We start from the raw sequence: 24,872 nt of genomic DNA, 5'->3' as shown, positions 1-24,872 counted from the left end.
AAATTCGCCGTTTATCATTTGGATACTTTTTGAACTTCCTTTAGGTTTTACTTACTGAAAATTCCTTTGATAGCAAATGCAATATTCGCAGGTCTTTCAGCTAATCGTCTCATGAAATAGCCATACCAATCCTCTCCATACGGGAGATAAACGCGAACCGTATATCCTTCTTTCACAAGATCGGTTTGCATTTGGTTTCTCATCCCATAGAGCATTTGAAATTCGAAGCGATCTCTTGGAATTCCGTGCTCTTTTACGAGATTTATTGTGTACTCGACCATAGCATCATCATGACTAGCTACAGCTGTATAATGACCGTTCAAGAGATTTTTCTTGATGAGACGTTTTAAATTCTCATCAACCATCCGCTTATCAGGAAAAGCCACTTTAGTAGATTCCTTATAAGCCCCTTTTACGAGTCTTAAATAGGGTTCATAACTATCAAGATCATCTACATCCTTATCAGATCGATAGAGATAGGATTGAATCACAGTTCCCAAGTTCTCGTACTTCTGCTTTAATGCTTTATAAATCTCAAGGGTAGCATGGCATCTAGAAGAATCTTCCATGTCAATGGTCACCGTAACTCCATGTTCCTTTGCCTCTGACAAAATCAGCTCCATGTTTTCCATAACCAGTTCTTGACTGATGTCCAAGCCTAATGATGTCAGTTTCACAGACACTTGAGAATTTAATTGATGAAAAGCAATAGCGCGAATGCTCTGGAGACACTCTTGAGCCCGTTCTCTTGCTTCATCAACGGAATTGACGAATTCACCCAAATGATCAACTGTAACTAGTAATCCATCATGGTTCAATTTCTTAATCAGTGGAATTGCATGAGAGAATGTTTCTCCCCCAACAATCTTGTCAGCCCCAAATTTTGTTCCCCAACGCTTTGCCAAGCCATCTAATAGCTTGTTGTTGGAAAGATACAAGAAGAACCGTTTGCTTATGGCTTCCAAGATTACCACCCCCTATATTTGTCACTTTTCCTGTAATCCTGTAGATGGAAACATGGAATTTATATTACTATCTTATTTGTTAAGAAAATTATAACGATTATGATCACCTCTAGACAACGTGCTCACACCACAATATTTTCATTGCTTTTTTATGATTAACACACAAAAGGAAGGAAGTTTCATAATTAAAGAAAACTTGGCTAGCGCCAAGCCTTAGCGCTGGCGATCGCCTTAGTTGCGCTTATACTATAGAAAGTATTTTTATACTTTCTTAACGTGCAAAAAAAGCACTCTATCGTCTGTAACAGCTAATAGAGTGCCTTTTCTTATTTTGTATTCATTTGCTTTTGGGCAAACTTGCAGCATTTAATGATCCAGATTTGTAATCATAAAAGCAAACGGTAAGAATAATTGAAATGGAATTGGATTAATCGCCTCTACCTAATTGACTATTTTCTAAGGATTGTCGATATGTCAGACCAAGATGCAATCGCTACTTTTATTTTATTTCCATGTTGTATTTTTTTAACTTCCGAACAATGGTCGGCTGGCTAGTCTGCAGTGCTTTTGCAATTTCATAGGTTGTCTCGTAACGCTTAGAGGCTAGTTCTAATAATTTCTTTTCCGCAATTTCAGCTGCCTCTTTCAACGGTATGATTTCTGAAATACGGATCTTTTGATTCTTTTTACCGATTTCTTCAGGTAAATGGTCAATTGAGATTCCCTTGGAGGATGTTGTCAGTACGAGCCGTTCAATTAGATTGGACATTTCCCTTACGTTTCCAGACCAGTCTAACTCATAAAGGAAACTCTTTAATCGCTCATCCATCTCTTTATCTAATCCATACTTCCTATTCGTTAATTCTAGGAAAAACTGTAGAAGAGGCAATATATCATCTCTTCTTTCCCGAAGTGGTGGGATGGTTATTGGAATGACATTCAGCCGGTAAAAAAGATCTTCTCTAAATTCACCATCTTGGATCATCCCTTGTAAATCCCGGTTAGTCGCTGCTATGATCCTGACATTCACCTTTTTAGCTTTGGTCGCTCCGACACGCTGGGTATGACCATCCTGAATCACTTGCAACAACTTGACCTGAAGATTCTTCGGAAGTTCCCCTATTTCATCGAGAAATAGGATCCCTTTATCAGCCACTTCAAACAAACCCGGCTTCCCTTTTTTATTAGCACCTGTGAACGCCCCTGCTTCGTACCCAAATAATTCAGATTCTAATAGGTCAGGAGGAATCGCACCACAATTAACTTTTACAAATTCACCTTTTTCTGACCTCTTACTATTCCTATAGATGAACCTTGCAAGAACATCCTTACCAACACCTGTTTCACCTAAAATGAGAACAGTCGCATCGAAATCCGCTATTCGCTCAGCCATTTCATAGATCTCTTTCAATGGTTGGCTTTCGATGATTAATTCTTGATCAGTATATCCTTTTAGCTTCTTCAATTCTTTTTCATATTCGTTATTTCGTTTTTTTGCTTCGCTCAGCTCTGTAAGTAAGCGATTTAAATCTGATAGATCACGGATGTTTGTGATCACCTTTTCAATATCACCATTTTCATTCAATACAGGGTTCCCTGTTATCAATGTTTCTTTTCCCCGGTAATTCTCCTGAACAACGGATACAGGACGCTTCTGTTTCAGTACTTTAGGTGTAACAGAATCCTTCAAAATTCCTCTTTCCATCAATCGGTCTACATTTTTCCCGATATAGTATTCTTTCGGTATACCTGTTATTCGTTCAATCGCCGCATTCGTCTTCAAAGTAATACCTTTATTATCTGTTATATAAATCCCGTCATATGAACTATCAATGATCGAATCTAGTTCCCGGTTAAGTTTCTTCAATTCAGAAACTTGTTGTTGAAGCTCTTGAAAATGTTTCCCTTCCCTCCCGATATAATGGATATTCCCATCAATCGTATTCCTGAGAAACAAAAAGTGTCTCTGGTTTCTTCTTGCAAGCATAAATGCCCCATCACCTTGAATGTCGATATCGTCAAATAAATGGTGGATAGAAAAGTAATTAACGGAATTTATCGCTTCTTTAAATGAGTGGTTTACAAGTGAAATCGTACCGTCCATTTTTGTAATAAAAGCAGGAAAAGGAATCAATTCAATAGAGGATTCAATCGATAACAAATGCATTCACCTCAGATTGTTTTTCGAAATGTTTAGTTCATATTTCGATTAATCTCATCGGATATCCTGCTTTTTCGCTATGATTCGAAACTTTTGAATCATGAAAAAGGGACTGACTCAAAAGTATCCGGATCCATACGTCTAACGTAGTTTTTGTAATATTAAGGTTTAATAACGTCAAAATGTTGTGTTGCAGATGCCTGAATTCTCTGTTTTGAAGTCATTCCCTAAGTTTATTGGACCCTATTTTATGGAACGATTACAAAACACGTGTAAAACCTCCCTAAAACGGTATAAAATCAGTTTTTTCCGGTTCTTCACCAAAGAATGTAGCCGTGAAAAGATGGTTTGCCGTGGAACCGAGGTAACTTGGTGCGATAAAGTGGATTTTGCCGCGGAACTGAGGTGTTTGCCGCGATAAATAAGATTTTGCCGCGAAACTCGGCTATATGCTGCGGAGATGGTTTTTGCCGCGCCACGTTACCACCCAAAGTATGGTGAAACCTTATCTAAAGCAATCGGTCAACCAATGATCACTTTGCTGTCATTAATATAGACATTTCACTCTTGTAACGACAAATTGATACAGGTATTATCGGCATAAAGCTGTGAACCAACAGACATCTAACAACCTGAAAAATTGCCGGTGCTATCTTTACGGGATGTGGCACTACCCCTTAGTTATTAATTGATTTATTTGTATTTTTACTTTGTTTAATAGTATGATTGCCAAAATTAATTCTCTTATCTTTAGTAACCAAACTTACAATTATTAGAGCTATTATTGACAATGGCAAAGAAAAAAGAACACTGTTCCAACCCAATGGTTTATTTAAAACTAGTTCCCAAAACATTGTAGCTGTTCCCCCGATAATAATAGATGACAATGCTCCAGCACCAGTTGCACGTTTCCAAAGGAAACTTGCCAAAATAGATGGTGTGATTGCAGCACCATACATCGAATAGGAATACATTTGAATTGCTAATACACTTGGGAAAAAGCTACCGAGAACATAAGCAAAAACCCCTAGGATAACAACCGTTATCCGGTTAAAGCCCAATAGTTTCTTTTCTGGAATCTCCTTACGTCCATATCGTGCATAGATGTCATAAACAATATTTCCTGCAGCTGATAATAAATATGAATTACCGGTAGTGATAACAAAAGCAACGGTTGCCGATAATATAATTGCCCCTATTGATATAGGAACTCCGTTAACAGCAACTTGGAGAATAGCTGTGTCAGGATTGATGTTTGGGAAAAGAATGATTGCTGAAGTTGCAAAGATAACAGTTAATACCTTAATAGCAATATCACCAAAGAAAAATCCTATAGTTGATTTTTTTGCCGTTTCAGCATCTTTTGCTGCAGAAAATCTCTGATACATATTTTGATCACCTAATATTAATAAAAGCGTTGGTAAAAAGTAACCTAGCATTTGGGGGACTGTTAAACCTCCTGTCCATGTTTGGGCATGGTCGGGTAAATTTAATGTAAAACTATTGAATCCTCCTACAGTAAATAAAAGGAAAGGTAAGCCTAGTAAAAAGCCAAAGACAATTAAAAGTGAGCTAACAAAGTCTGTATAAGCTACTGAAAATAATCCGCCGGAAGTTGATAAAAAAATAACTAAAATAACTGTTATAATTGTACCGATTTCAACGGGCAACCCTGTTGTAATATTAAGAACATAGCCACCACCGATGAATTGATACGAAACAATGCCTACATAAGCTAATATAATAAAAATTGCGGCTATTAAACGCACAAGACTTCCATACCGTATTTCAAGCATTTCAGGAACTGTGTATTTTTTTAAATTTCTAGCTTTATCTGCAATAAAATATAAAACTATTATTCCCAACGGTACATTTATACCAATTAGCAAACTAGCTAGAGGACCGTATTGATATATAAAACTCGCACTTCCAACCACTGTTCCCGAACCAACCCAAGTAGCAAGTAGAGTACCCATAAGAACAAATTTAGGTAAGCGTCTGCCAGCAACTAAAAAATCTTCGCTTGTTTTAACTTCCCGTTTAGAATAATAAATCCCAAGAACAACCATAAGTAATAAGTAAATAACAATTGCACTTATCTGAATAACATTTCCCATTGTTTTCCCCCTCTATAAATATGAACTAATTTAAGTCCCGGAGATAAGGTACCTTTTAAACCTTCAGTTAGAAGGTTTAAAAGGTCTCCCTATGATCTATATCTCATACTTCCCCTTTGGGTTAAATTCCCTAAACTGTATCTACCATATGAAAATGAATTTCTATTTTATGACTCTGCTCATACCCTACTATTTATAGGATTAAAAATTAATTCTTCAATTGAGCGCGGACATTCGGTTAACATCTCGTATCCATTTTTTGTAACGAGAATTGTGTCTGAATGACGGAAGCCCCCTATTCCAGGAACATAAATACCGGGTTCGACCGTAAATGTCATCCCCTCTTGTAATATGGAGTGCTCATCAAAACGGAAGAAAGGGGCCTCATGAACAGCTAGACCGATACTATGTCCAGTGCGATGAACGGCGTATTCACCATATCCTTCCTTTTGTATAAATGAGCGTGCCGCGGTATCTACATCACTTGCCTTAACTCCAGCTTTGATTGTATCAAGCGCGGCTCTTTGGGCATTAACCATCACTTCGAACAATTCTCTTTGCTTAGTGGTTGGCTCCCCAATAAAACAAGTTCGTTCACATTCACCTTTATATCCATCTAGTGAAGTAATTCTTGTAATAATTAATCCATCGCCTAATTCTACTCTTCTTAAATTTGAAAATACATGAGGCAGAATAGTGCGTTCTATTCCAGATGGACTCATTCCTCTAGTGATAAGGAATGAGTCGGGGTAAAGGTAAGAGGCTTCTTGATAAAATGCGCTGGCTGCAGCATCTTCAATATCTCGTTCAGTAATTCCTACTTTAAGAGCTCGAAATGCTGATTGTACAGAACCTACGGCTAATGAGCAGACTTGGCGTATTTTTTCTAATTCCTTCTCATCTTTTATCGCTCGCTTTTTAATCATTTCAGAATTAACATCTACTAATTCCCAGTTATCTCTCTGGAGGACACTTGCTAATTCAAAAGGTAAGGAGCGAGACTCAATTCCGAGTCTTCTTTCCCCCTTTAGAGCTTGTAAGCATTTTATAATCAACGCAAGTGGGTCAGTTCCCTGGTCTGCTTTTTCAGGATGCTCATAATATACAAATAAACGATCATATTCTGCCTTCAATTTGGCATGCTTCTCCTCTAAGCCTGGAACTATTAAGATACATTCATTTTTGGTTACTAAGGTGAAAATTGGACGGGAATAAGTAATTATTTCAAATCCAGTCATGTAACTCTGGTTAATTGGATCAGTTAATAATACGGCTGTAAGTTTCTCCTTTTCCATAAAACCTCGTAACTTGTCTAACCGCTTGTTATAATTCATTAGCTCAGCTCCTCAAAAGTCTTTTTTAAAAACACCTTTATCCTTACACAATAGTCCTAGTACAAGATCATTTTTTCATTTAAAATACATAATATTCTGATAATTAATTTGGTGGAAACCACCTCAAAACCCTCTTCCCTCCTAAACAATCAGTAACAATAATTTCATTATGAAAACCTAATAATCGAAATTTTGAAAATATTCAAGTGGTAATTCCCCCTTTCCTTCCCCCTTTGTATTAATTATGTTGATTATAAAATACCAATAAAAAAAAGGGAAATACATAAATAGTTTGGTATTAATACTATTAAGGTATTAAACATAAGGAAAGGTGATGGAAATGGAGCTTAGACACGTACGTTATTTCATAACTCTTGCAGAGGAATTACATTTTGGTAGGGCCGCCAACCGTCTACATATTGCACAACCACCACTTAGTAGACAGATTCAAAAATTGGAAGAGGAAATAGATGTTCGGTTGTTTGACCGAACAAAACGTAATGTTAAGTTGACGAATGCAGGTAAAGTTTTTTTGGAGAAAGCATATCAAATCCTTGATCAAGTTGAGCAAGCACGCGTTATTACACAGATGACATCTAAAGGTGAGCATGGTGGTCTGACAGTTGGTTTTACAGGTACATCTGAAGGGGTTATTAAAATTATTCGAAAGTTTAAAGAAGAATATCCTCTTGTAGGATTAATCTTACATAAAATGGGCAAAGCTGACCAGATTCGTGCCTTGCACGAAAAGCGTATAGATGTGGGATTTGTTGCCTCTCCTGTCATCAGTGATCAACTTCATGTTAGATCATTGGGAGAAATTCCGTTCATGGCGGTCTTACCGGAAACGCATCCCTTGACAAGTAAGAAGTCACCGCTTTACATCCACGATTTAGCTGAAGAATCCTTCGTTATGACACCAAAGACAGCAGGTGTAGATTATTATAATACCTTCATAAAAATCTGCCATCAATCTGGATTCACCCCCAAGATCACCATTCATGCACATGACGTACAAACCATTATTGCTCTAGTTTCTTCTGGTATTGGGGTTTCACTTGTTAATTCAAAATTTCCACTCAAAGGGGCCGTTTATAGAAAATTGGAAGATGTAACAATTACAATGGAAAGAGCGGTGGTATGGCGGCGTGGGGAAAAGTCTGATGTATTACAAAATTTTCTAAATGTCCTAGACTCTATCAATCTTCCCGAAAATGAATGAATTTTTCAGTAGAGTAACAAGAGCCACCTCATTCTACAAACTTTTAAGGTGTAATGAAAAAATTTAGCAATCAATTTTACTTATAAATAAAAATAAAAATTCAATATTTTATTTATTTCTAAAAATAGACTATATTTGTTGTAAGCCTGATTACCAGTATTGTAAAATGTCTGGTTTCAATCTCATTTTCAGCCAATTATTAGCTGAAAAATAATTTAGGGGGATAATAGTGAGCCCTTTTTATAACGAAAAAGATATAAAAGATCAAGCAGCAAATTTATATTATGTAAAATCTAATGAAAAAACAGAAGAAAGAGAAATAGAAATATTAGCACTTAAAATGAAGGAAATTATACAACAATCATCACGTATGGATAGTGATATTGTCTTTTTATGTATCGGATCAGACCGATATGTAGGCGATTCCTTAGGTCCTTTAGTAGGAACGATGCTCAAAGAAAATCAGGTTCCTTATCGTGTTTATGGAACATTAGAAGAACCGGTTCATGCGTTTAATGTAAAAGGCACACTGAAAGAGATCAATAAACAATTTAAAAAGCCTCTTATCTTTAGTATTGATGCTTGTCTAGGTGATAAAAATCAAGTTGGGCATGTCATTTTTAAAGAGGGTCCTCTTGTACCAGGAAAAGCCCTTGAGAAAATGTTACCGGAAATAGGAGATTACCATTTCATGGGGATAGTTAATTATATCGACCCGTTGCCAACATCACAATTTTTGAATGATACCCGTTTGTTTACCGTAATGAAACTTGCTAATGTTATTACAAAAGTTATTACTAATATAGAGATAGTTGGAAATGTATCAAGGGATGGAAGCAAGTAGATAGGAAGTATGCATTAAATACCTGCTCATATTTAAAAATTAACCGTATCGATACTTATTTTCTCTCAGACTACTTGAAAAAAATTGGGGGAGCCATCCAAATATAGGGGTAAGAACTGCATTTGGAAGCCTCCACCAAAATTATTATGATACGCCTTAAAATGAGAAGTGAAAAATCAACTGATTGCACTCGTTAAGAAAGCAACAATCATAATGACTAACGAACAAAGAACAGCCCATTTAAATGCAAAACGTTGAAGTTCTCCGATGTCTGTTTTGACCATTCCTACCAGCAAAAGAGTCGATGCAACTAGTGGACTTAGAAAATGTACTGGTTGCCCTAATACTGAAGCCCTTGCAATTTCTAGAGGACTTGCACCATAGGCAGCTCCTGTTTCAGCGAGAATTGGCAAAACCCCAAAGTAATATGCATCATTGGATAAAGCGAATGTAAACGGCATACTAGTTATTGCAACAACTAAAGGGAAAAAAGAACCTAAAGACTCTGGAATGATTGACACCAATGAATTTGCGATTGCATCAACCATTTTTGTTCCGGAAAAAATTCCTGAGAAGATACCTGCAGCAAACACTAATGTGACAACAGTTAAAGCATTTCCCGCATGCGATACAATACGATCTTTTTGCTGCTCTAGATTCGGATAGTTGATCATGGCAGCGATTACAAAGCCGATCAAAAATAAAACAGGGGCAGGTAAGATTCCCATAACTAAGGTCACCATAACAGCAAGTACCAGAATCAGGTTTACCCACCTTAATTTAGGACGTTTGATATCTTCTTGCAGTGAATAAGTTGCAGCTGCTTCATTTGACTCCAATACATCCGCGGGGATTTCCTCAGTTTGGATAATACCAACTCTTGCGCGTTCTTTTTTCCCAAGAAGATAGGAAATAAAAAGAATGCATCCCATTCCTGAAAACATTGTCGGTAGTAGTGGGATAAAGAATTCATTTGCATCGAGTCCTAAAGCTGCGATAGCTCTTGTAGCGGGTCCACCCCAAGGAGTCATACCACTCATGATACTGACGGAAAGCATAGATATTGTTGCAAGCACGAGAGGATTCATACCTAATCGTAGATATAGTGCCAACATTGCTGAAATCGTAATCATATGAGTAGTGGTCCCATCCCCGTCTAATGCTACTGTCATTGCAATCACTGCAGTTCCGATAGCTATTTTAACTGGGTCGCCTTTGATGATTTTCACCATCTTATTTATAAGTGGGTCAAAGAGTCCCGCATCGATCAATATACCGAAAAACAAAATAGCAAACAGTAGTAAAGCAGCTGAAGGAGCTACAACCTTTAAACCATCAAGCATCATATCCCCGAGCTTTGAGCCAAACCACTAATTAACGCGAAGACAATGGGAACTATTACAAGGGCTGCAACAGGTGATAATCGTTTTGCCATAATCAAATAAGTGAAGACGACTACCATTGAAACTCCTAAAAATGTAAGAATACTAATCCCTCCTAGTAGTAAAAAAGCGCTTACAAATGAAAAGAATGTATAGTGTTCAATATCCAAGTACATCTGTATCATCAAGCGCTTTTCTAAATATTTTATATTTTAAGACTATTACAAGTATAAAAATAAGTAAAATATATATTTTTTAATACATTTTTAAAAAATATCTTATAAACCAAAGAAGGAATTAGTTGATAAAAAAGAACGAAGGAATGCTCCCTCGTTCTTTTTTACACGTTAAGTATAAAAATACTTTCTATAGTATAAGCGCAACTAAGGCGATCGCCTGCGCTAAGGCTTGGCGCTAGCCAAGTTTTCTTTATGTGGAAATGTTCGTTACTAAATCAATCAAATATTAGGATTTTCATTTAAAAAGTCAATGAAATTTTTAACAGTGGATAGTTTTAAAGAATCTTGATTATACATCAACCAAGTATTTCTTAGTACGGGTTCTCCATTTTTGTAAGATAAACCGTATGTATGAAGGTTATCAGAAGGTTGTAAACAAATTTCAGGCAGGATCGCAACGCCTAAATCATTTTTGACCATTTCTTTGCACGTTTCTTGTCTGTCTGTTTCCATCGTAACGAATGGTGGCTCAGAAAACCTATCATGCCACCACCCATTAATTAGATTTTTTAGTGAGCTATCTGTTTTGTAATTAATAAATGGCAATTCAGGCAAATTAACCATATCGATTTCTTTTTTAGAAATCAGACAAAGTCTTTCCTTATTCAGTAATGTTTTTATTCCATACCAGTCGTAATTACCACGTAGTATCCCAAGTTGTACACTAGAGGAATCAAGAAGGTGCATGATATCTGTACTCCACCCTGTATTCACATTGAATTGTACATTTGGATATTTCATTGAAAACCTTTTTAGTATTTTGGGTAGCTTATATTGAGCAAAGTTACTTGATACTCCTAGACGTAATGTTCCTCTCACTTCACTTTTCATATTTAACATATAGTCTTTCGTTTTTTGCAACTTTTTGATCATTTCTTCTGAGTAGTCTGCTAAATGTATACCTTCGGAAGTAAACTCAATACCACCTCTTATTTTATAAAACAAACTCGTACCAAAATCTTTTTCTAAATTTTTAAGTCTGTAAGTAAGCGCTGGTTGAGAAATATATAATCGTTCTGATGCACGGCTAATATTTTTCTCTTCATACAAAATTCTTATAGCGTTCCAGTCTTTTTCATCCATATTGTACAACACCAACCAATTTGATTATAAGTTTTTTTTTGGTTTTATCAAATAAATTATCTATTTTACTTATGATTATACTTATCATACTATTTTTTTAGAAGCACCGGTACTTTTTTGAAAAACAAATGAGAAAAGGTGGTTATCGGAAATGAAAGTGCCTGTTGTGGTTATGCGTGGTGGAACAAGTAAAGGTGTTTTTCTCCATTTTGAGGATATGCCAGCCGATCAATCGCTGTGGGATGAATTTCTTTTGGATATTATGGGAAGTCCAGACCATAGACAAATTGACGGCCTTGGTGGAGCAGATTCATTAACAAGTAAAGCAGCCATTATCAAGAAGTCTGAGCTAGAAGAGATAGATGTGGAATACACATTTGCACAAATAAGTATTGAAGATCAATTAGTTGATTTTCAAGGGAATTGTGGAAACATTTCCTCAGCGGTCGGACCTTTTGCAATTGAGCAAGGGTTTGTACCAGCGACAGAGCCTATTACAACAGTCAGAATATTTAACACAAATACTCAGAAGGTGATTATCGCTGAGGTTGAAGTTGAAAAAGGGCATGTCAAAACAGATGGAATGTGTTCAATTCCTGGAGTACCGGGAACAGGTTCCCCTATTTATCTTTCTTTCACTAAAGCTGAAGGCGCAGTAACCGGAAAGCTGTTTCCGACTGGAAACACGATCGATGTGATTCAAACACCTAGAGGCCCTCTAAATGTTTCCATTATTGATGTTGCCAATCCATTAGTCTTTGTTAAAGCTAATGATGTCGGCCTCATTGGATCTGAAATGCCTCATGAATTCACTCAAGAAAAATTGAATGAACTTGAGGAAATCAGGTCAATTACAGCCGAAATGTGTCAATTTGCCACTAAAGGAGACGCAACTAAAAAATCTCCTGCTGTGCCCAAAATGACTATTATCGCTCCCGCAATGGATTACATTGATGCATCTGGGGTAGAAAGAAAAGCTTCAGATATGGAATGTACGATAAGAATGATGTCTATGCAAAAACCACATCAAACTCTAGCGATTACAGGTGCCATTTGTACAACCGCAGGTGCCTTTTTAAAGGATACGATTTTATCAGATATAGTATCAATTGATCAAGAGGTATTTCGGATAGCACACCCTGCCGGTATTATGCAAACGAAGGTAGATTTAATCGCCGGACAAATTAGTTCAATCAAAGTGGTACGTACAGCAAGAAGGATTTTGGAAGGGTTTGTATATACAAAGAAAAGTTATGGGTTTTCCTACATGTTAGCTTAAATTAATTCTTTTGAGAATTTATCAGCTAAATAAGTAATTTGCTTTCTTACACATTACCAGAAAATCAGAAGGATCATTGGTTAATAGAACTACCAATAACAACATCTAAAGGGATATAAGTAATAGGTACGTTAACAGTGTAAGCGACCTTGTTATCTGATTAGAATGAACAAGGTCACTTATTTTAATTTTGCATTTACTAAGGTAGTGAATTCCAGTTCGTTACACCTAAATAATAAGGTTTTATCAGATTGTCGATAATATTTTCTTCTATATAACATAACTCCATGATTAACATAATGATGCAGAGCAAACTACTTTTGCACGCTCGATATCTTCAGGTGACAACTTTTGAATTAACTTGGCTGGTACTTCTATAGCTAAAGGATCCTAATTATTCCTTCTGTATCTTTTAACATCATGTTTCAATAATTAAATTCAACATTAATTTCTTTTCTTTTATCCGACGTAACAACTTTCATTACACTTTCATACACGTAAAACAAGGTTTGTCTGATTGCTTCTTCAGTGGTGTATTTTCGCCGGTGATTTAACACCGTAGACATCATACCTTTCCATATTAACATCGTCGTGTCGGAAATAAACTCAACATCCCTTTGTTCAATCAGTCCTTCATCAACTGCCTCCTGCAAATATAGAGCGCTCCGTTTCGAAAAAGTGTGCTCTAGAACAATGATACGAATAGGTTCAGGCAGACCAATTAAATCATCTTGATACGTTTTATAGTAATTTTCCAAAAGGTCTTCAGGCACAGAACCGAGATTGCTGATAAAAATAGTTGAATAGATTTCAGGTTTTTCAAATGAGTGTTTGCAAAAGCATTCCCAAATGTACAACCATTTTTCAATCGTATTTGTGCCTTGATTTATATAAATTGGTAATTCTTCAATATAATCCTTTGTAAAGCGCATAGCAGCAAAGAAGATTAGATGCGAGAACTCTTGGAAATAATTATAGACCGTTGAACTTGTGAAACCGGCTTTGTCGGACACTTTTCGAATTGTGACTTGATCGATTCCTTCTTTTTCTATCACATCAACAGTCGCATCGATAAAATAGCCCCACATGCGTTCTTTTTTTAATTCTCTTCTCCCAGCCTTCACGTTATTCACTTCCTGACCTAATCGTTTACAGCATTCAATGCTACCTATAATTGTAGACCTTGTTTCTAAATGGGGCAAATTCACACTATTAACAATCGCTTATTTTTCAACATATACAAGGTTCTTTTCGTCATGCTTCAACCACTTAATCAATGAAACACATAATAAAACGTAGATAACGATTATAGGAACTGATACGAGTACAGATGAAGTTTGCACGACTTCTAATCCGCCAACGATTGTTAAACCGATCGCCATTGCTGAAAGAACTACACCCCATAATAATCGGTGCCAGCGTGCAGGCTCTTCATTACTTCTTAATTCAGCTGTTGCAATGCTTGCGATGACATAGGTGGCTGAGTCGAGAGATGTTGACAGGAATATAAAGCCCAGAATAAGAAAGAAGATTAATACGACTGGTGCTAATGGTAATGAGTTCAATACTGCCACAATGACAGCTGGACCGCCTTGTTCACTCAATATTTTTGTCAGAGGTAACTCTCCCGTTAATTCGAGATTCAACGTATAGCCCCCAAATACTGCAAAATATAACCAACTACCGACAGATCCCCATAGTAAAACATTTGCTATAAGTTCACGAATGGTACGTCCTTTAGAAATCCTGGCAACAAACAGTCCGATAAATGGGGCAGTTGCTGCAAACCATGCCCAATAGAAAATCGTCCAGGTTTGTGGGAATCCACTCTTATAGATAGGGTCTGTATATAAACTCATTCTCATGAAATTGTCGAGCATAATGCCCATACTGTTTGTGAAGTAAGACAGAATAAACAGAGTCGGTCCCACCAGAATGACAAATACTGCAATTCCCAACGCCATGTAAACATTCCAGTCACTTAATTTTTTAATCCCGCTGTATAAGCCCAGGTAAGCACTGGAGCTGAAAATGGCGGTCCATATGATAATAATGATAATGCTTAATCCAATAGACGGTTCGATACCGAAAATATCTCCAATGACAGCGGACACCATTGGAACTCCAAGCCCTAATGATGTACCCAAGCCGCCTACCATACTCCAAATTACAAGGATGTCGATGATTTTACCAAGTAGTCCATCCGCATGCTTTCCTAATGCACCTCTGCAGGAAGTGCTGATTTTTAGTGATGCATCCTTTCGGACGAAGAAACTGTAGGCAATGACTACAGCTGGCAATGCGTAGAGAGCCCAGGCTGAAATTCCCCAGTGGAATAACCCATAGCTTAATGCAACGTCTGCTGCTTCTTTAGAATTCGCCTTAATACCAAAGGGAGGCCCTGTGTAATAATAAAGCGGTTCCACAATCGACCAGTACATAATGCTTGTACCCATACTTGCACAGAACAACATCCCTCCCCAACTAAATCGTGAGAATTCCGGTTGATCATCTGCACTTCCTAGTTTCACTCTTCCAAAACGACCAAACATCAGCCAAAGCAATATAATAAATAAACCAATCGTCAGAAATTCAAATGCCCATCCCAAACTGTTGTTGATGCCGGACATCATACCTGCTAGAACAGGTGCTGCAGATTCCCTGAAAATGACAAGCAAAAATGTGAAGAGAACCACTAATACAATGGAAGGCCAGAAAATAGAATTATCAAGTTTACGATTCATTGTTTTAAGCACCTCCAATGTTGTATATTAAAATATCAAATCGTCTAATTTCCGTGGGTATTGGGTAATGCTACGACATCCGTCATTCGTCAAAATGACAGTGTCTGAATGACGGAAACCGCCGACTCCAGGTACGTAAATTCCGGGTTCGATTGTATAAACCATGCCCTCTTCCAATACAAGATCATTGTCAAAACGGAGATAAGGTTCTTCGTGTTCTGTCAAGCCTAAACCGTGACCAATACGGTGTTGCACATACTCTCCATATCCTTCTTCTTCAAATACTTTGAATGAAGCAATATCCACATCTTTCGCTTTGACTCCTGGCTTGATCATATCCATGCCTGCCTGTTGCGCATCAATCGCCAGCTGCAAGCATTTCCTTTGTTCATCTGATGGTTGACCGACAAAGAAAGTACGTTCGTTCTCAGCCCGGTATCCGTTGATCCACACTTGACGACTGTGAATGATGACATCATTTTCATTAAACCTGCGTGTACTGGAATACAGATGCGGCATTACACTGCGCTCGATACCTGAACAAGTCCAGTTTTCATAACCAACGATATGATCCGGGTAATCTTTTGAAGCCATTTCTAGTAATTTGCTGTCACCAAAAGAGTCAAATTCCAATTCACTCATCCCTGCTTTTACATTTGCAAATGATGCTTCAAGTGCAATATCAGAGAGGCGACCTGCCTGTTCAAGCCAATAGATTTCCTCTTTATCTTTTATAGCACGTAAATCAATAAGATCCTGACCTATGTCTTTAATTTCAAAACCTTTTTCCTGAAGTAACCGGTAAACAAAAGCAGGTACGATATCCAATTCTAGACCGAACACCTTGTCTTTAGTCAATTCGTTCAATATTCGCTGAAGCGGCTGCAAATAAGTTGTATCCATATGCCTGTTTTGAATTTTTTCGTGATAGACAAAAAACTCATCGACTTTTGCCTTTTCACGAGCATGGTCATTTTCTAATGCTGGAATGATATACTGTGTTTTCTCCTTATATACGATTAATACGATCGGACGAGAGTAAGAAATTGCCCTGAATCCACTTAAATAATACTCGTTATCCGGATCCCACAACAACGAAACGTCTATCCCTTTATCATCCATCCGTTGTCGAAGCGCTTTCAATCGTTTTTCAATTGATTCCCCTTCTACCGTCATTTCTAGGCCCCTTTCATATATTGTAATATTCAGATTATATGAACATGTTCATTTAAAGAACATGTTAACATAAAAAAGAGAATTCCACAAAATATTTTAAGAATTCTCTAAATTAATTATTTAGGTATGCGAGAGAGGCACATACCCACCCATGCCAAATAGGTTCGGTAAGGTGAAGTGAGTGCTTACCCTACTTTTCAGAAGTTATTATTTAAGTCGATACTTTCAATGAAACTGACAAACTCTCTTACCATACTCAGATTCAATGATTCTTCGTAGTATAACATCCATGTTTTTCTGAGTAGTGGTTCTCCATCTTTTGTCTTGAGATTGATTTTGTTTATTCCTTCTGTATCTTTCAAAATCATACTCGGGATGATCGCATATCCTAATCCGTTCAGGACCATTTCTTTACACGTATCTACCTTATCCACTTCGATACTGACGAAGGGTGCTTGTGAATAATTTTCCGACCACCAATGATCGATGATACTTTTTAATGAATATTCAGTACGGAAATCAATTTTAGGGATCTGGGGAAGTTCATTCAGGCTTATTTTTTCTTTAGAGGCAATACAGATCGTCTCTTCAAACAGCAAATGTTTACGATCTGCCCAATTGAAATCACCCTTTACAAAACCAATATGTATTTCTTTTTTCGGTAATAAAGGTGCGATCTCACTGCTCCATCCTGATGTAACTTTGTATTCAATTTCAGGAAATTTGTCTTTAAAACGTTTTAGTAGTCCTGGTAACTTATAATGTGAAAAGTAATTGGATACACCTAATCTCAATGTTCCCGATACATCATCTTCCATGTTGAGGACATTTTCTTTCACTTGTTGAATGGACAACAACATTTCATCTGCACACTTCGCCAAATACTCCCCTTGTGACGTAAATTGAATGCCACGTCTCCCCCTGTTCACGATTTTAACATTAAATTCTTCTTCGATTTGCTGTAAACGGTTGGTTAATGCAGGCTGCGATATATACAGTCTTTTTGCCGCTTTCGTTATGTTTTGTTCCGTGTGCAGTATCTGTAAAATCATCCAATCCCGAGTATCCAAATCTTCGCCTCCAAGCCATAACTATAATTGATGGATATCCATATAACATTAATATTTTATTTATACCAAAAAGTATACTATAGTTTGGATATACTTCACCATAATGGAAGAAGGTTTTCAATTTGGAGAAAAAACATCCTGTGTTCCTCAACAATATGTTGTTTATTTTAGTAAGCAGCATTGGAGGATTTTTGTTTGCTTTAACTGGAATGTCAATTGGCTGGATGATTGGAACAATGCTTCTTGCTACAGTACTTTCTTATAAAAAACCTACGTTTATGCGGTCCATGACTGTAAATGAAAAAGGACTCTCGAAATTTTGGTTATGGATCGGCCAATGTATTTTAGGAATAGAATTGGGCCAACAAATCAACTTGTCCGTTTTGCAAATTTTTATGGACAATTCGATAGCGATCCTTTCTATGCTCTTCTTATCAATCATTTTCTCTGTTCTCTCAGGCTATTTCATTTGGAAATATACAAAGACAGATCTTCTGACGAGCTTTTATGGTACAGCTCCAGGTGGATTGACGGCAATGCCAGCAATTGCTGAAGAGGTCGGTGCCAATACCGCAGTGGTCAGCATCATACAAACAATGCGTGTTTTCCTCGTCATACTGAGCATACCTCTGCTTGTTTCCTCTTTACTCGTAAGTGCGGACGGATCCGAAACAGAAAGTACACTTGCTTTGCAGAATGGTATTTCTGAATTCGAGGTAGTGCCGTTTCTTTGGACGCTTGTTTTGGCACTTTCAGCATGGGGTGGAGCCTTATTAGGAAAACGACTGAACTTTCCTGCTCCATGGGTCATTGGAAGCATGCTTGGTGTTGCTTTGGTCCAAACGATCAGTTCTTCTTATGTCGGACACACGATCACTTCCTGGTGGCCATCTATTTTTATGATCCTAGCACAGATCTTCATTGCTGCTAGCATTGGATCGAGTTTCAATAAGTCGTTATTGATCGGGATAGGAAAAACGGTGTACATGTCATTGATTTGCACGATTGCTCTAATTTTAGCAGTACTAGGATGTTCTTTTGTCGTAGCGAAAATGACAGGAATATCATTTGTTACCGCCACCTTAGCTTTTGCACCTGGTGGAATCGCTGAAATGGCCACAACATCGATTCTTTTAGATGCGGATTCCACATTCGTAGTAGCTGTTCAAGTATTAAGAATCATCGTTGTCCTTATCCTTCTGCCACCATTTTTCAAATATATCAATCATCATGAACGCAAAAAGGTTAAACAATCTTCTGCATCTGTTTGATACTATGAATCTCCGTAAACACGTATTTATAGGATCAATGTTTGAGGTCGTCAGATAAGGGGTAATGATTATATTAAATACAACAGTAACTTCAGTAGAACATCCTAGTACTGATTCACATGGCCAAAACTTCTAATAACTAATTCATTCAATCTAGCTAGAAACCAGACACTTTTAAAGAAAACTTGGCTAGCGCCAAGCCTTAGCGCTGGCGATCGCCTTAGTTGCGCTTATACTATAGAAAGTATTTTTATACTTTCTTAACGTGTAAAAAACAAAGTGAAAGGGATGATCAGAATGGGTTATAGAAAAGTGCTTGTCGCCTTTGATGGTTCTAAAGGAAGTATGGACGCCTTAAAACAAGGTATGGATTACATGAAGGATGATCAGTTTAGAGAGTTTACTATTGTCAATGTGGTGAACGCTGAGCCTGAACCTGCTTATGTAGCGCCCGGAGCGATACCGCCGGTAGTACAACGAAATGAAGTACAGGAAAATAAACAAGTGGAACTAGTTGAAAAGGGCGAACAAACAATTAATGAGGCTAAAACTGCTTTGATCAAAGAAAACATGCACGCGAACATTATTGTATTAGAAGGGGAGCCCGCTAAACGAATTTGTGACTATGCTGAGGAACACGAGATGGATTTAATTATAATCGGAAACAGAGGTCTCAGCGGCTTAAAAAAGCTGGTACAAGGAAGTGTGAGCCAAAAGGTGACGAAGCAGGCAAGCTGCTCGGTTTTAGTAGTTAAATGAGATTAGTAGTTCACATAAAGGAAATAAAGAAAACTTGGCTAGCGCCAAGCTTTAGCGCAGGCGATCGCCTTAGTTGCGCTTATACTATAGAAAGTATTTTTATACTTTCTTAACGTGTAAGAATGGGCACCTCTTTTACTCAGGTGCCCAAAATTTTAATATTGAAATTCTTCTTTTAATAACCCCATCACAATGGTGTCATAATATTTTCCGTCTATATAAGCGTGGTTACGCAATCTCCCTTCGACAACAAAACCGCATTTTTCATAAGATCGAATCGCACGCACGTTTCCACTCCACGTATCGAGCTGCACCCGATTTAGATTCATCGTTTGAAACAGGTAGTTGATCAATGCCTTCATCGCATCCGACCCAAAACCGTTGCCCCAATACTCTTTATCTCCAATTCCTATGCCTAGAGTACAACGCCGTGCAACGATGTTCAGTTCGCGATAACAAATTAAACCAATATGTTTCGGATTTTCTTCTTGTGTATAAATGGAAAATTCTCCAGCATCACGTTTATCCAGCTTTTTAATTGCCTTTTCATACGTGTCTTCAATCTGTTCCAGGGGAACGTGACTATGGTGAAATAAACCAGTGCCAGCTTCTAATTTCGCAGTTTCTTCATCGTTTCGCCATTGGTATGTTCTTTTAAAGTCTTCCAACGATACCGGTCGCAGTTCGACCTTTTTTCCTGTAATCAAGAGTGTAACCCCATCCTTCCAATTGTTGTTCATGAGCCTTATAGCAACGAGCGACAGAATTATTTAAACGTACCATAAGCGTCACACCCTTTCTTATAAAATCTGCTTTAACTATACCATAAAATTGATATTCATAGTGGGTTTCTTCATACGATTACCAACATGTATTATACTACCGCTTCAATCTTCACACTTTTATATTTCCGCTTTTGAATATAAATCAGTCTTATCGATAAACATATTCCTGCTGCAAGTAATCCAACCGTTAACCCGATCCAATAACCAATGGCTCCAAGGGTCGTATGATGGGCCAAGAAATAGCCAACTGGTAGGCAAATAACCCAATATGCAATTAAGGTCATAACGAATGCGATATTCACATCCTTATATCCCCTTAAAGCTCCTTGTGCGGTTACCTGTATAGAATCCGATAGCTGGAAGAACAATGCGTAAATCAAAAATTGGGCAGTTAATTGAATGACAGCAGTTTCATTTGAATATAAGCCAGCGATCTCATAACGGAACAGCACAACGAACAAGCCTGTACCAAGAGCACTTAACATTGATAAATAAATCCCAAGCCAGCTATATATTTTCGCATCTTTATACCGTTGTGCTCCTACTTCATACCCGACCAAAACAGTCTGTGCCATAGAAATACTAATTGGTATCATGTATAGAAATGATACGATATTCATGGCTGATTGATACGCTGCAATCGTTGCAATATTAAATTTACTGATCAATATTGTCACAACAGCAAACATGCTCGTCTCAAAGAAAATAGAAAGTCCCATCGGCACACCAATTTTTATAATCTCGATACATTTATCCAATGAAAACTCTTTAAAATTGGTGAAAGAAACATACGAAGAAAAAATTTCTTGTGTTTTAATAATGAACGCTGTCATCCCTAATATGAACCAAAATGTGAAAGCAGTCGCATAGCCTCCCCCTGATCCTCCGAGCTCTGGAAACCACCATTTCCCGAAGATGAGCACATAATTCAGAAAGAAATTGATCGGCAATGCCAAGATAAGAATGACCATCACGACACGGGTCTTACCTAATGCATAGATAAAAGATCGGAATACATTGAAAATGAACAAAGGAATGATTCCATAACTCAGCCCAATCAAATAATCATGAGCTGTTTCCTGTACACTCGATGACAAATTCATCTTGTTCAATATTGGATCCAACAGAAAGAATCCCAGTATGATCACCAAAAAACCGATCGCACACGCCAAATAAATTCCATTAGTTACAACAGAGGAAACTTCCTTATTCCTCTTTTCTCCGAAATACTGGGCTGCAATCGGAGATACAGCAAGAAGGATTCCACTTAACCCTGTGAAAATCGGATTCCAAATAGAGGAGCCGATCGCGACTCCCGCTAGGTTGGTTGCATCGTACTTCCCTGACATGATGGTATTGAAAAACACCATCGAAAACATTCCGAGCTGTGTGATCAAGATCGGAATCAACATGATAAATATTTGTCTTATTTTTTCTGTCAATGTATAAGTTTGGTTCATAGCCAATACTCCTTGATAAAAAATGTTAAACTAGTAGACTTAATTATATTCGATCTTCACATAACATGCTCAGAATTGGCTCGTAACATTGGAAGTATGTAAAAAGGAGTAATGATAAACACGAATACCCTGAGCAAAAACCTCCTGCTCAAACTGCTGCGGATGATACTTATGCGCAAGTGGAAGCCAATAAAGAAAACTTGGCTAGCGCCAAGCCTTAGCGCAGGCGATCGCCTTAGTTGCGCTTATACTATAGAAAGTATTTTTATACTTTCTTAACGTGCGAAAAAAACTGAGAGGACTTTCATTGGATTATCAACTTTAAAATAGTTCTGGTAGATGAGATTACGTTCTTTCGCAATCTCTTTTTACCTTGTAAATTAGTTTTTCTACATACAAAATCCAACTGATCCGGCATCATTCCTAATACATCTCCTCCAATAGGGATTAGTTGTATATTCAGCATATTTGCTAGTTCAATAAAATTTGGATAAGTATAGCTATCCACTGCAATTTTATCGCCAGGTTGAACCATACGATTCCGATGTTACAATCAGTACATATTAAAAATACAGGATAAATCACAAAGCTCATAAGAAGGAAAGGAGAAAAACATGTCGCTTGAAAAAGTAAAATCGTATTTTAAACAATTTTATATGGAAGATAGAATTATAGAGGTATCTGAATCTAGTGCAACGGTAGAACTGGCAGCACAAGCATTACATTGTGAACCCCAAAGAATAGCAAAGACACTTTCATTTAATTTAGAAGGTAGGATTTTACTGATTGTTGTAGCAGGGGACGCTAAAATTGATAACAAGAAATACAAAGAGCAGTTCGGGGCAAAGGCAAAAATGCTTGGTGTAAGCGAAGTAGAAACTTATGTTGGCCATGTTGTAGGCGGTGTATGCCCATTTGCCGTGAATGAAGGCATAGAGGTTTACCTGGATGAATCACTGAATCCCTTTAGAACGGTTTTTCCTGCCTGCGGTAGTGGAAATAGCGCAATTGAATTAACGATAGACGAACTGGAAAAACATTCACACTATTTAAAATGGATTGATGTCTGTAAACAATGGACGGACTAAAATAGAAAAGAGCTGTGAAATACATGGATAACTTACTAACATACATCTCAATAGTTGCAATGATGGTTATCATACCTGGAGCAGATACTATGCTACTTGTAAAAAACACGCTTAGCTATGGTCCAAACGCCGGCCGTTATACGGTTCTAGGAATGGCAATGGGACTTTCGTTTTGGACATTGATTGCGATCCTTGGCTTATCTGTTGTCATTGCAAAGTCCGTCATTCTTTTCAGCACCATCAAATATTTGGGAGCCGCCTACTTAATTTATTTAGGGATAAAAAGTTTTTTTACTAAAAGCGTTTTTTCTTTAAAAGAAATTCAAGCTCAAGCAAATACACCTACGAAGTATTCAAATCGGCATAATAAAGATTCCTTTATGCAAGCGTTACTTAATAATATTCTTAATCCAAAGACTGTTTTAGTTTATATAACAATCATGCCACAATTTATCAATTTGAACGGAAATGTAAGCCAGCAATTGATTGTATTAGCCTTCATCTTAACCTTACTCGCTGTATTGTGGTTTCTATTTCTTGTTTATCTAATTGATTACGTAAAAAAATGGTTGAACAACTCAAAATTCCAGAAGGCATTCCAAAAATCAGCTGGCTTAATTTTAATAAGTTTTGGCATAAAAACAGGAATTTAAATTCATTTACTAACACACCTAATTACTTATGAAATATTCCTCGTATAATGTTATTTTCCGGTTATTTGTCTGTTAATTGCACAATTATTTGATACTATTTTTTGCAATAATAATTGAAGTGCTTCTCTAAGCTGATCGTAGTATTTGGCTGAGGGATAATATTAATGAGAACCAGCAGGTAAAGAAAACTTGGCCAAGCCAAGCCTTTGGCGCTGGCTGAGCCTTAGTTGCGCTTATACTATAGAAAGTATTTTTATACTTTCTTAACGTGAAAGAAAAACCACATTAATAGAGGAAACTTATTTCTCTCTATTAATGTGGTCTTTTTACTAGTTATTTAACAAGCACAGATTCTATGTTACTAGGTTGTAAAGCTCTTTGTAGTATTCTTTTCTCTTCATTGTTTAAAGGGATCAATGGTAAGCGGACATCTCCTACATTTAAACCTTTCATATTTAATGCTGATTTTACTGGTGATGGGTTTGGAGCAGCAAATAATGCTTTCATAATTGGGAGAAGTTTACGATGTGTAGAAGCAGCATCATTGACATTACCATTTTTAAAGCTATTGATCATTTCTTGCATTTCATTACCAATGATATGTGAGGAAACCGAAACAATACCCGCTCCACCGATAGCCAAAACCGGTAATGTTAACCCATCATCGCCGCTGTACAACGTAAAATCACTAGGTGTTTTGCTAATGATTTGTGCCATGGCATCTAAGTCGCCACTTGCTTCTTTTACTGCCACAATATTGTTAATCTTTGAGAGACTAACAATCGTCTCTACTGACATGTTTACAACACTTCGTCCTGGGATATTATAAAGCATTACCGGTAATGGCGTTGATTGGGCAATAGCTTTAAAGTGTTGAAATAATCCTTCTTGAGACGGTTTGTTATAGTATGGAGTAACGAGCATAATTCCATCGACTCCTGCTTCTTCTGCTTGCCTTGTTAAGCTGATAGAAGCTTTCGTGTTATTTGAGCCAGTTCCAGCTATGATTGGAACTCTTCCATCAACAACGTCTACAACATATTTAAACAAATCTACTTTTTCTTCTGTTGTTAATGTAGGAGACTCCCCTGTTGTTCCAGCTACAACTAATCCATCAGATCCATTAGTAATTAAATAATTTACTAAAGTTCTCGTAGCATTAAAATCAACCTCACCATTATGATCAAATGGGGTAACCATTGCTGTTAAAACTTGGCCGAAATTCATAACTTCACACCCT

General features: G+C 37.3%; 19 protein-coding genes and 1 pseudogene. 7 read left to right on the top strand and 13 right to left on the bottom strand.

The features are described 5' to 3' along the window. Positions 1-47: 47 nt before the first annotated feature. The 4 genes from NON16_RS15810 to NON16_RS15795 all read right to left on the bottom strand — a co-directional run bounded on the left by NON16_RS15810 (position 48) and on the right by NON16_RS15795 (position 6,577). Positions 48-965, bottom strand: a complete 918-nt coding sequence (locus NON16_RS15810; protein WP_257350376.1) for a proline dehydrogenase — start codon at positions 963-965, stop codon at positions 48-50. 499 nt (positions 966-1,464) lie between these two features. Then, complete coding sequence (locus tag NON16_RS15805) at positions 1,465-3,126, bottom strand: sigma-54 interaction domain-containing protein (protein ID WP_257350375.1); 1,662 nt, start codon at positions 3,124-3,126, stop codon at positions 1,465-1,467. Between the two features lie 677 nt (positions 3,127-3,803). Further along, positions 3,804-5,243, bottom strand: a complete 1,440-nt coding sequence (locus NON16_RS15800; RefSeq protein ID WP_257350374.1) for a sodium:solute symporter family protein — start codon at positions 5,241-5,243, stop codon at positions 3,804-3,806. A gap of 179 nt (positions 5,244-5,422) precedes the next feature. Beyond that, a complete protein-coding gene (locus tag NON16_RS15795) occupies positions 5,423-6,577 on the bottom strand; it encodes a M24 family metallopeptidase (RefSeq protein ID WP_257350373.1) in 1,155 nt (384 codons plus the stop codon). Between the two features lie 340 nt (positions 6,578-6,917). On the opposite strand from NON16_RS15795, the gene NON16_RS15790 reads away from it, so the two are divergent. Then, on the top strand, positions 6,918-7,799 hold the full coding sequence (locus tag NON16_RS15790) for a LysR substrate-binding domain-containing protein (RefSeq protein ID WP_257350372.1): 882 nt from the start codon (positions 6,918-6,920) through the stop codon (positions 7,797-7,799). A 229-nt stretch (positions 7,800-8,028) separates the two neighbouring features. Beyond that, complete coding sequence (gene yyaC / locus NON16_RS15785) at positions 8,029-8,643, top strand: spore protease YyaC (protein WP_257350371.1); 615 nt, start codon at positions 8,029-8,031, stop codon at positions 8,641-8,643. A gap of 176 nt (positions 8,644-8,819) precedes the next feature. Here yyaC and NON16_RS15780 read toward each other — a convergent pair. Both NON16_RS15780 and NON16_RS15775 read right to left on the bottom strand, forming a co-directional pair. Then, positions 8,820-10,129: pseudogene (locus NON16_RS15780) on the bottom strand (CitMHS family transporter). Positions 10,130-10,483: 354 nt separating this feature from the next. Then, complete coding sequence (locus tag NON16_RS15775) at positions 10,484-11,347, bottom strand: LysR family transcriptional regulator (RefSeq protein WP_257350370.1); 864 nt, start codon at positions 11,345-11,347, stop codon at positions 10,484-10,486. A gap of 151 nt (positions 11,348-11,498) precedes the next feature. Between NON16_RS15775 and NON16_RS15770 the strand changes: the two genes are divergently transcribed. Next, positions 11,499-12,626 (top strand): 2-methylaconitate cis-trans isomerase PrpF family protein, encoded by a 1,128-nt coding sequence (locus NON16_RS15770; protein WP_257350369.1) that lies wholly within the window; start codon positions 11,499-11,501, stop codon positions 12,624-12,626. A 425-nt stretch (positions 12,627-13,051) separates the two neighbouring features. On the opposite strand, the gene NON16_RS15765 is transcribed toward NON16_RS15770, so the two are convergent. The 4 genes from NON16_RS15765 to NON16_RS15750 form a co-directional block, all read right to left on the bottom strand. Beyond that, complete coding sequence (locus NON16_RS15765) at positions 13,052-13,750, bottom strand: TetR/AcrR family transcriptional regulator (RefSeq protein ID WP_257350368.1); 699 nt, start codon at positions 13,748-13,750, stop codon at positions 13,052-13,054. Between the two features lie 99 nt (positions 13,751-13,849). Then, complete coding sequence (locus NON16_RS15760) at positions 13,850-15,370, bottom strand: BCCT family transporter (protein ID WP_257350366.1); 1,521 nt, start codon at positions 15,368-15,370, stop codon at positions 13,850-13,852. 27 nt (positions 15,371-15,397) lie between these two features. Further along, complete coding sequence (locus NON16_RS15755) at positions 15,398-16,546, bottom strand: M24 family metallopeptidase (RefSeq protein WP_257350364.1); 1,149 nt, start codon at positions 16,544-16,546, stop codon at positions 15,398-15,400. Positions 16,547-16,743: 197 nt separating this feature from the next. After that, the gene (locus NON16_RS15750) at positions 16,744-17,616 is read right to left on the bottom strand and encodes a LysR family transcriptional regulator (protein WP_257350363.1); all 873 of its coding nucleotides are present in this window, start codon (positions 17,614-17,616) and stop codon (positions 16,744-16,746) included. A gap of 155 nt (positions 17,617-17,771) precedes the next feature. Between NON16_RS15750 and NON16_RS15745 the strand changes: the two genes are divergently transcribed. Together NON16_RS15745 and NON16_RS15740 are read left to right on the top strand one after the other, a co-directional pair. Further along, positions 17,772-18,887, top strand: a complete 1,116-nt coding sequence (locus NON16_RS15745) for an AbrB family transcriptional regulator (protein ID WP_257350431.1) — start codon at positions 17,772-17,774, stop codon at positions 18,885-18,887. Between the two features lie 297 nt (positions 18,888-19,184). Beyond that, a complete protein-coding gene (locus tag NON16_RS15740; protein WP_257350361.1) occupies positions 19,185-19,646 on the top strand; it encodes a universal stress protein in 462 nt (153 codons plus the stop codon). Between the two features lie 155 nt (positions 19,647-19,801). On the opposite strand, the gene NON16_RS15735 is transcribed toward NON16_RS15740, so the two are convergent. Together NON16_RS15735 and NON16_RS15730 are read right to left on the bottom strand one after the other, a co-directional pair. After that, complete coding sequence (locus NON16_RS15735; protein ID WP_257350360.1) at positions 19,802-20,353, bottom strand: GNAT family N-acetyltransferase; 552 nt, start codon at positions 20,351-20,353, stop codon at positions 19,802-19,804. A gap of 167 nt (positions 20,354-20,520) precedes the next feature. Continuing rightward, positions 20,521-21,891, bottom strand: coding sequence for an MATE family efflux transporter (locus NON16_RS15730; RefSeq protein ID WP_257350359.1), 1,371 nt, complete (start codon positions 21,889-21,891; stop codon positions 20,521-20,523). A 614-nt stretch (positions 21,892-22,505) separates the two neighbouring features. On the opposite strand from NON16_RS15730, the gene NON16_RS15725 reads away from it, so the two are divergent. Together NON16_RS15725 and NON16_RS15720 are read left to right on the top strand one after the other, a co-directional pair. Next, positions 22,506-22,979 (top strand): YbaK/EbsC family protein, encoded by a 474-nt coding sequence (locus NON16_RS15725; protein ID WP_257350358.1) that lies wholly within the window; start codon positions 22,506-22,508, stop codon positions 22,977-22,979. Between the two features lie 23 nt (positions 22,980-23,002). Beyond that, positions 23,003-23,632, top strand: a complete 630-nt coding sequence (locus NON16_RS15720; protein WP_257350357.1) for a homoserine/threonine efflux transporter — start codon at positions 23,003-23,005, stop codon at positions 23,630-23,632. 333 nt (positions 23,633-23,965) lie between these two features. On the opposite strand, the gene dapA is transcribed toward NON16_RS15720, so the two are convergent. Beyond that, complete coding sequence (dapA, locus tag NON16_RS15715; RefSeq protein WP_257350356.1) at positions 23,966-24,859, bottom strand: 4-hydroxy-tetrahydrodipicolinate synthase; 894 nt, start codon at positions 24,857-24,859, stop codon at positions 23,966-23,968. Positions 24,860-24,872: the final 13 nt, after the last annotated feature.

The organism is Pseudalkalibacillus decolorationis, from assembly GCF_024609785.1.
Classification (GTDB): Bacteria; Bacillota; Bacilli; order Bacillales; family Fictibacillaceae; genus Pseudalkalibacillus; species Pseudalkalibacillus decolorationis.
Note: the sequence above shows the minus strand (reverse complement) of the source record. Positions and strands in the feature narration are given on the sequence as shown.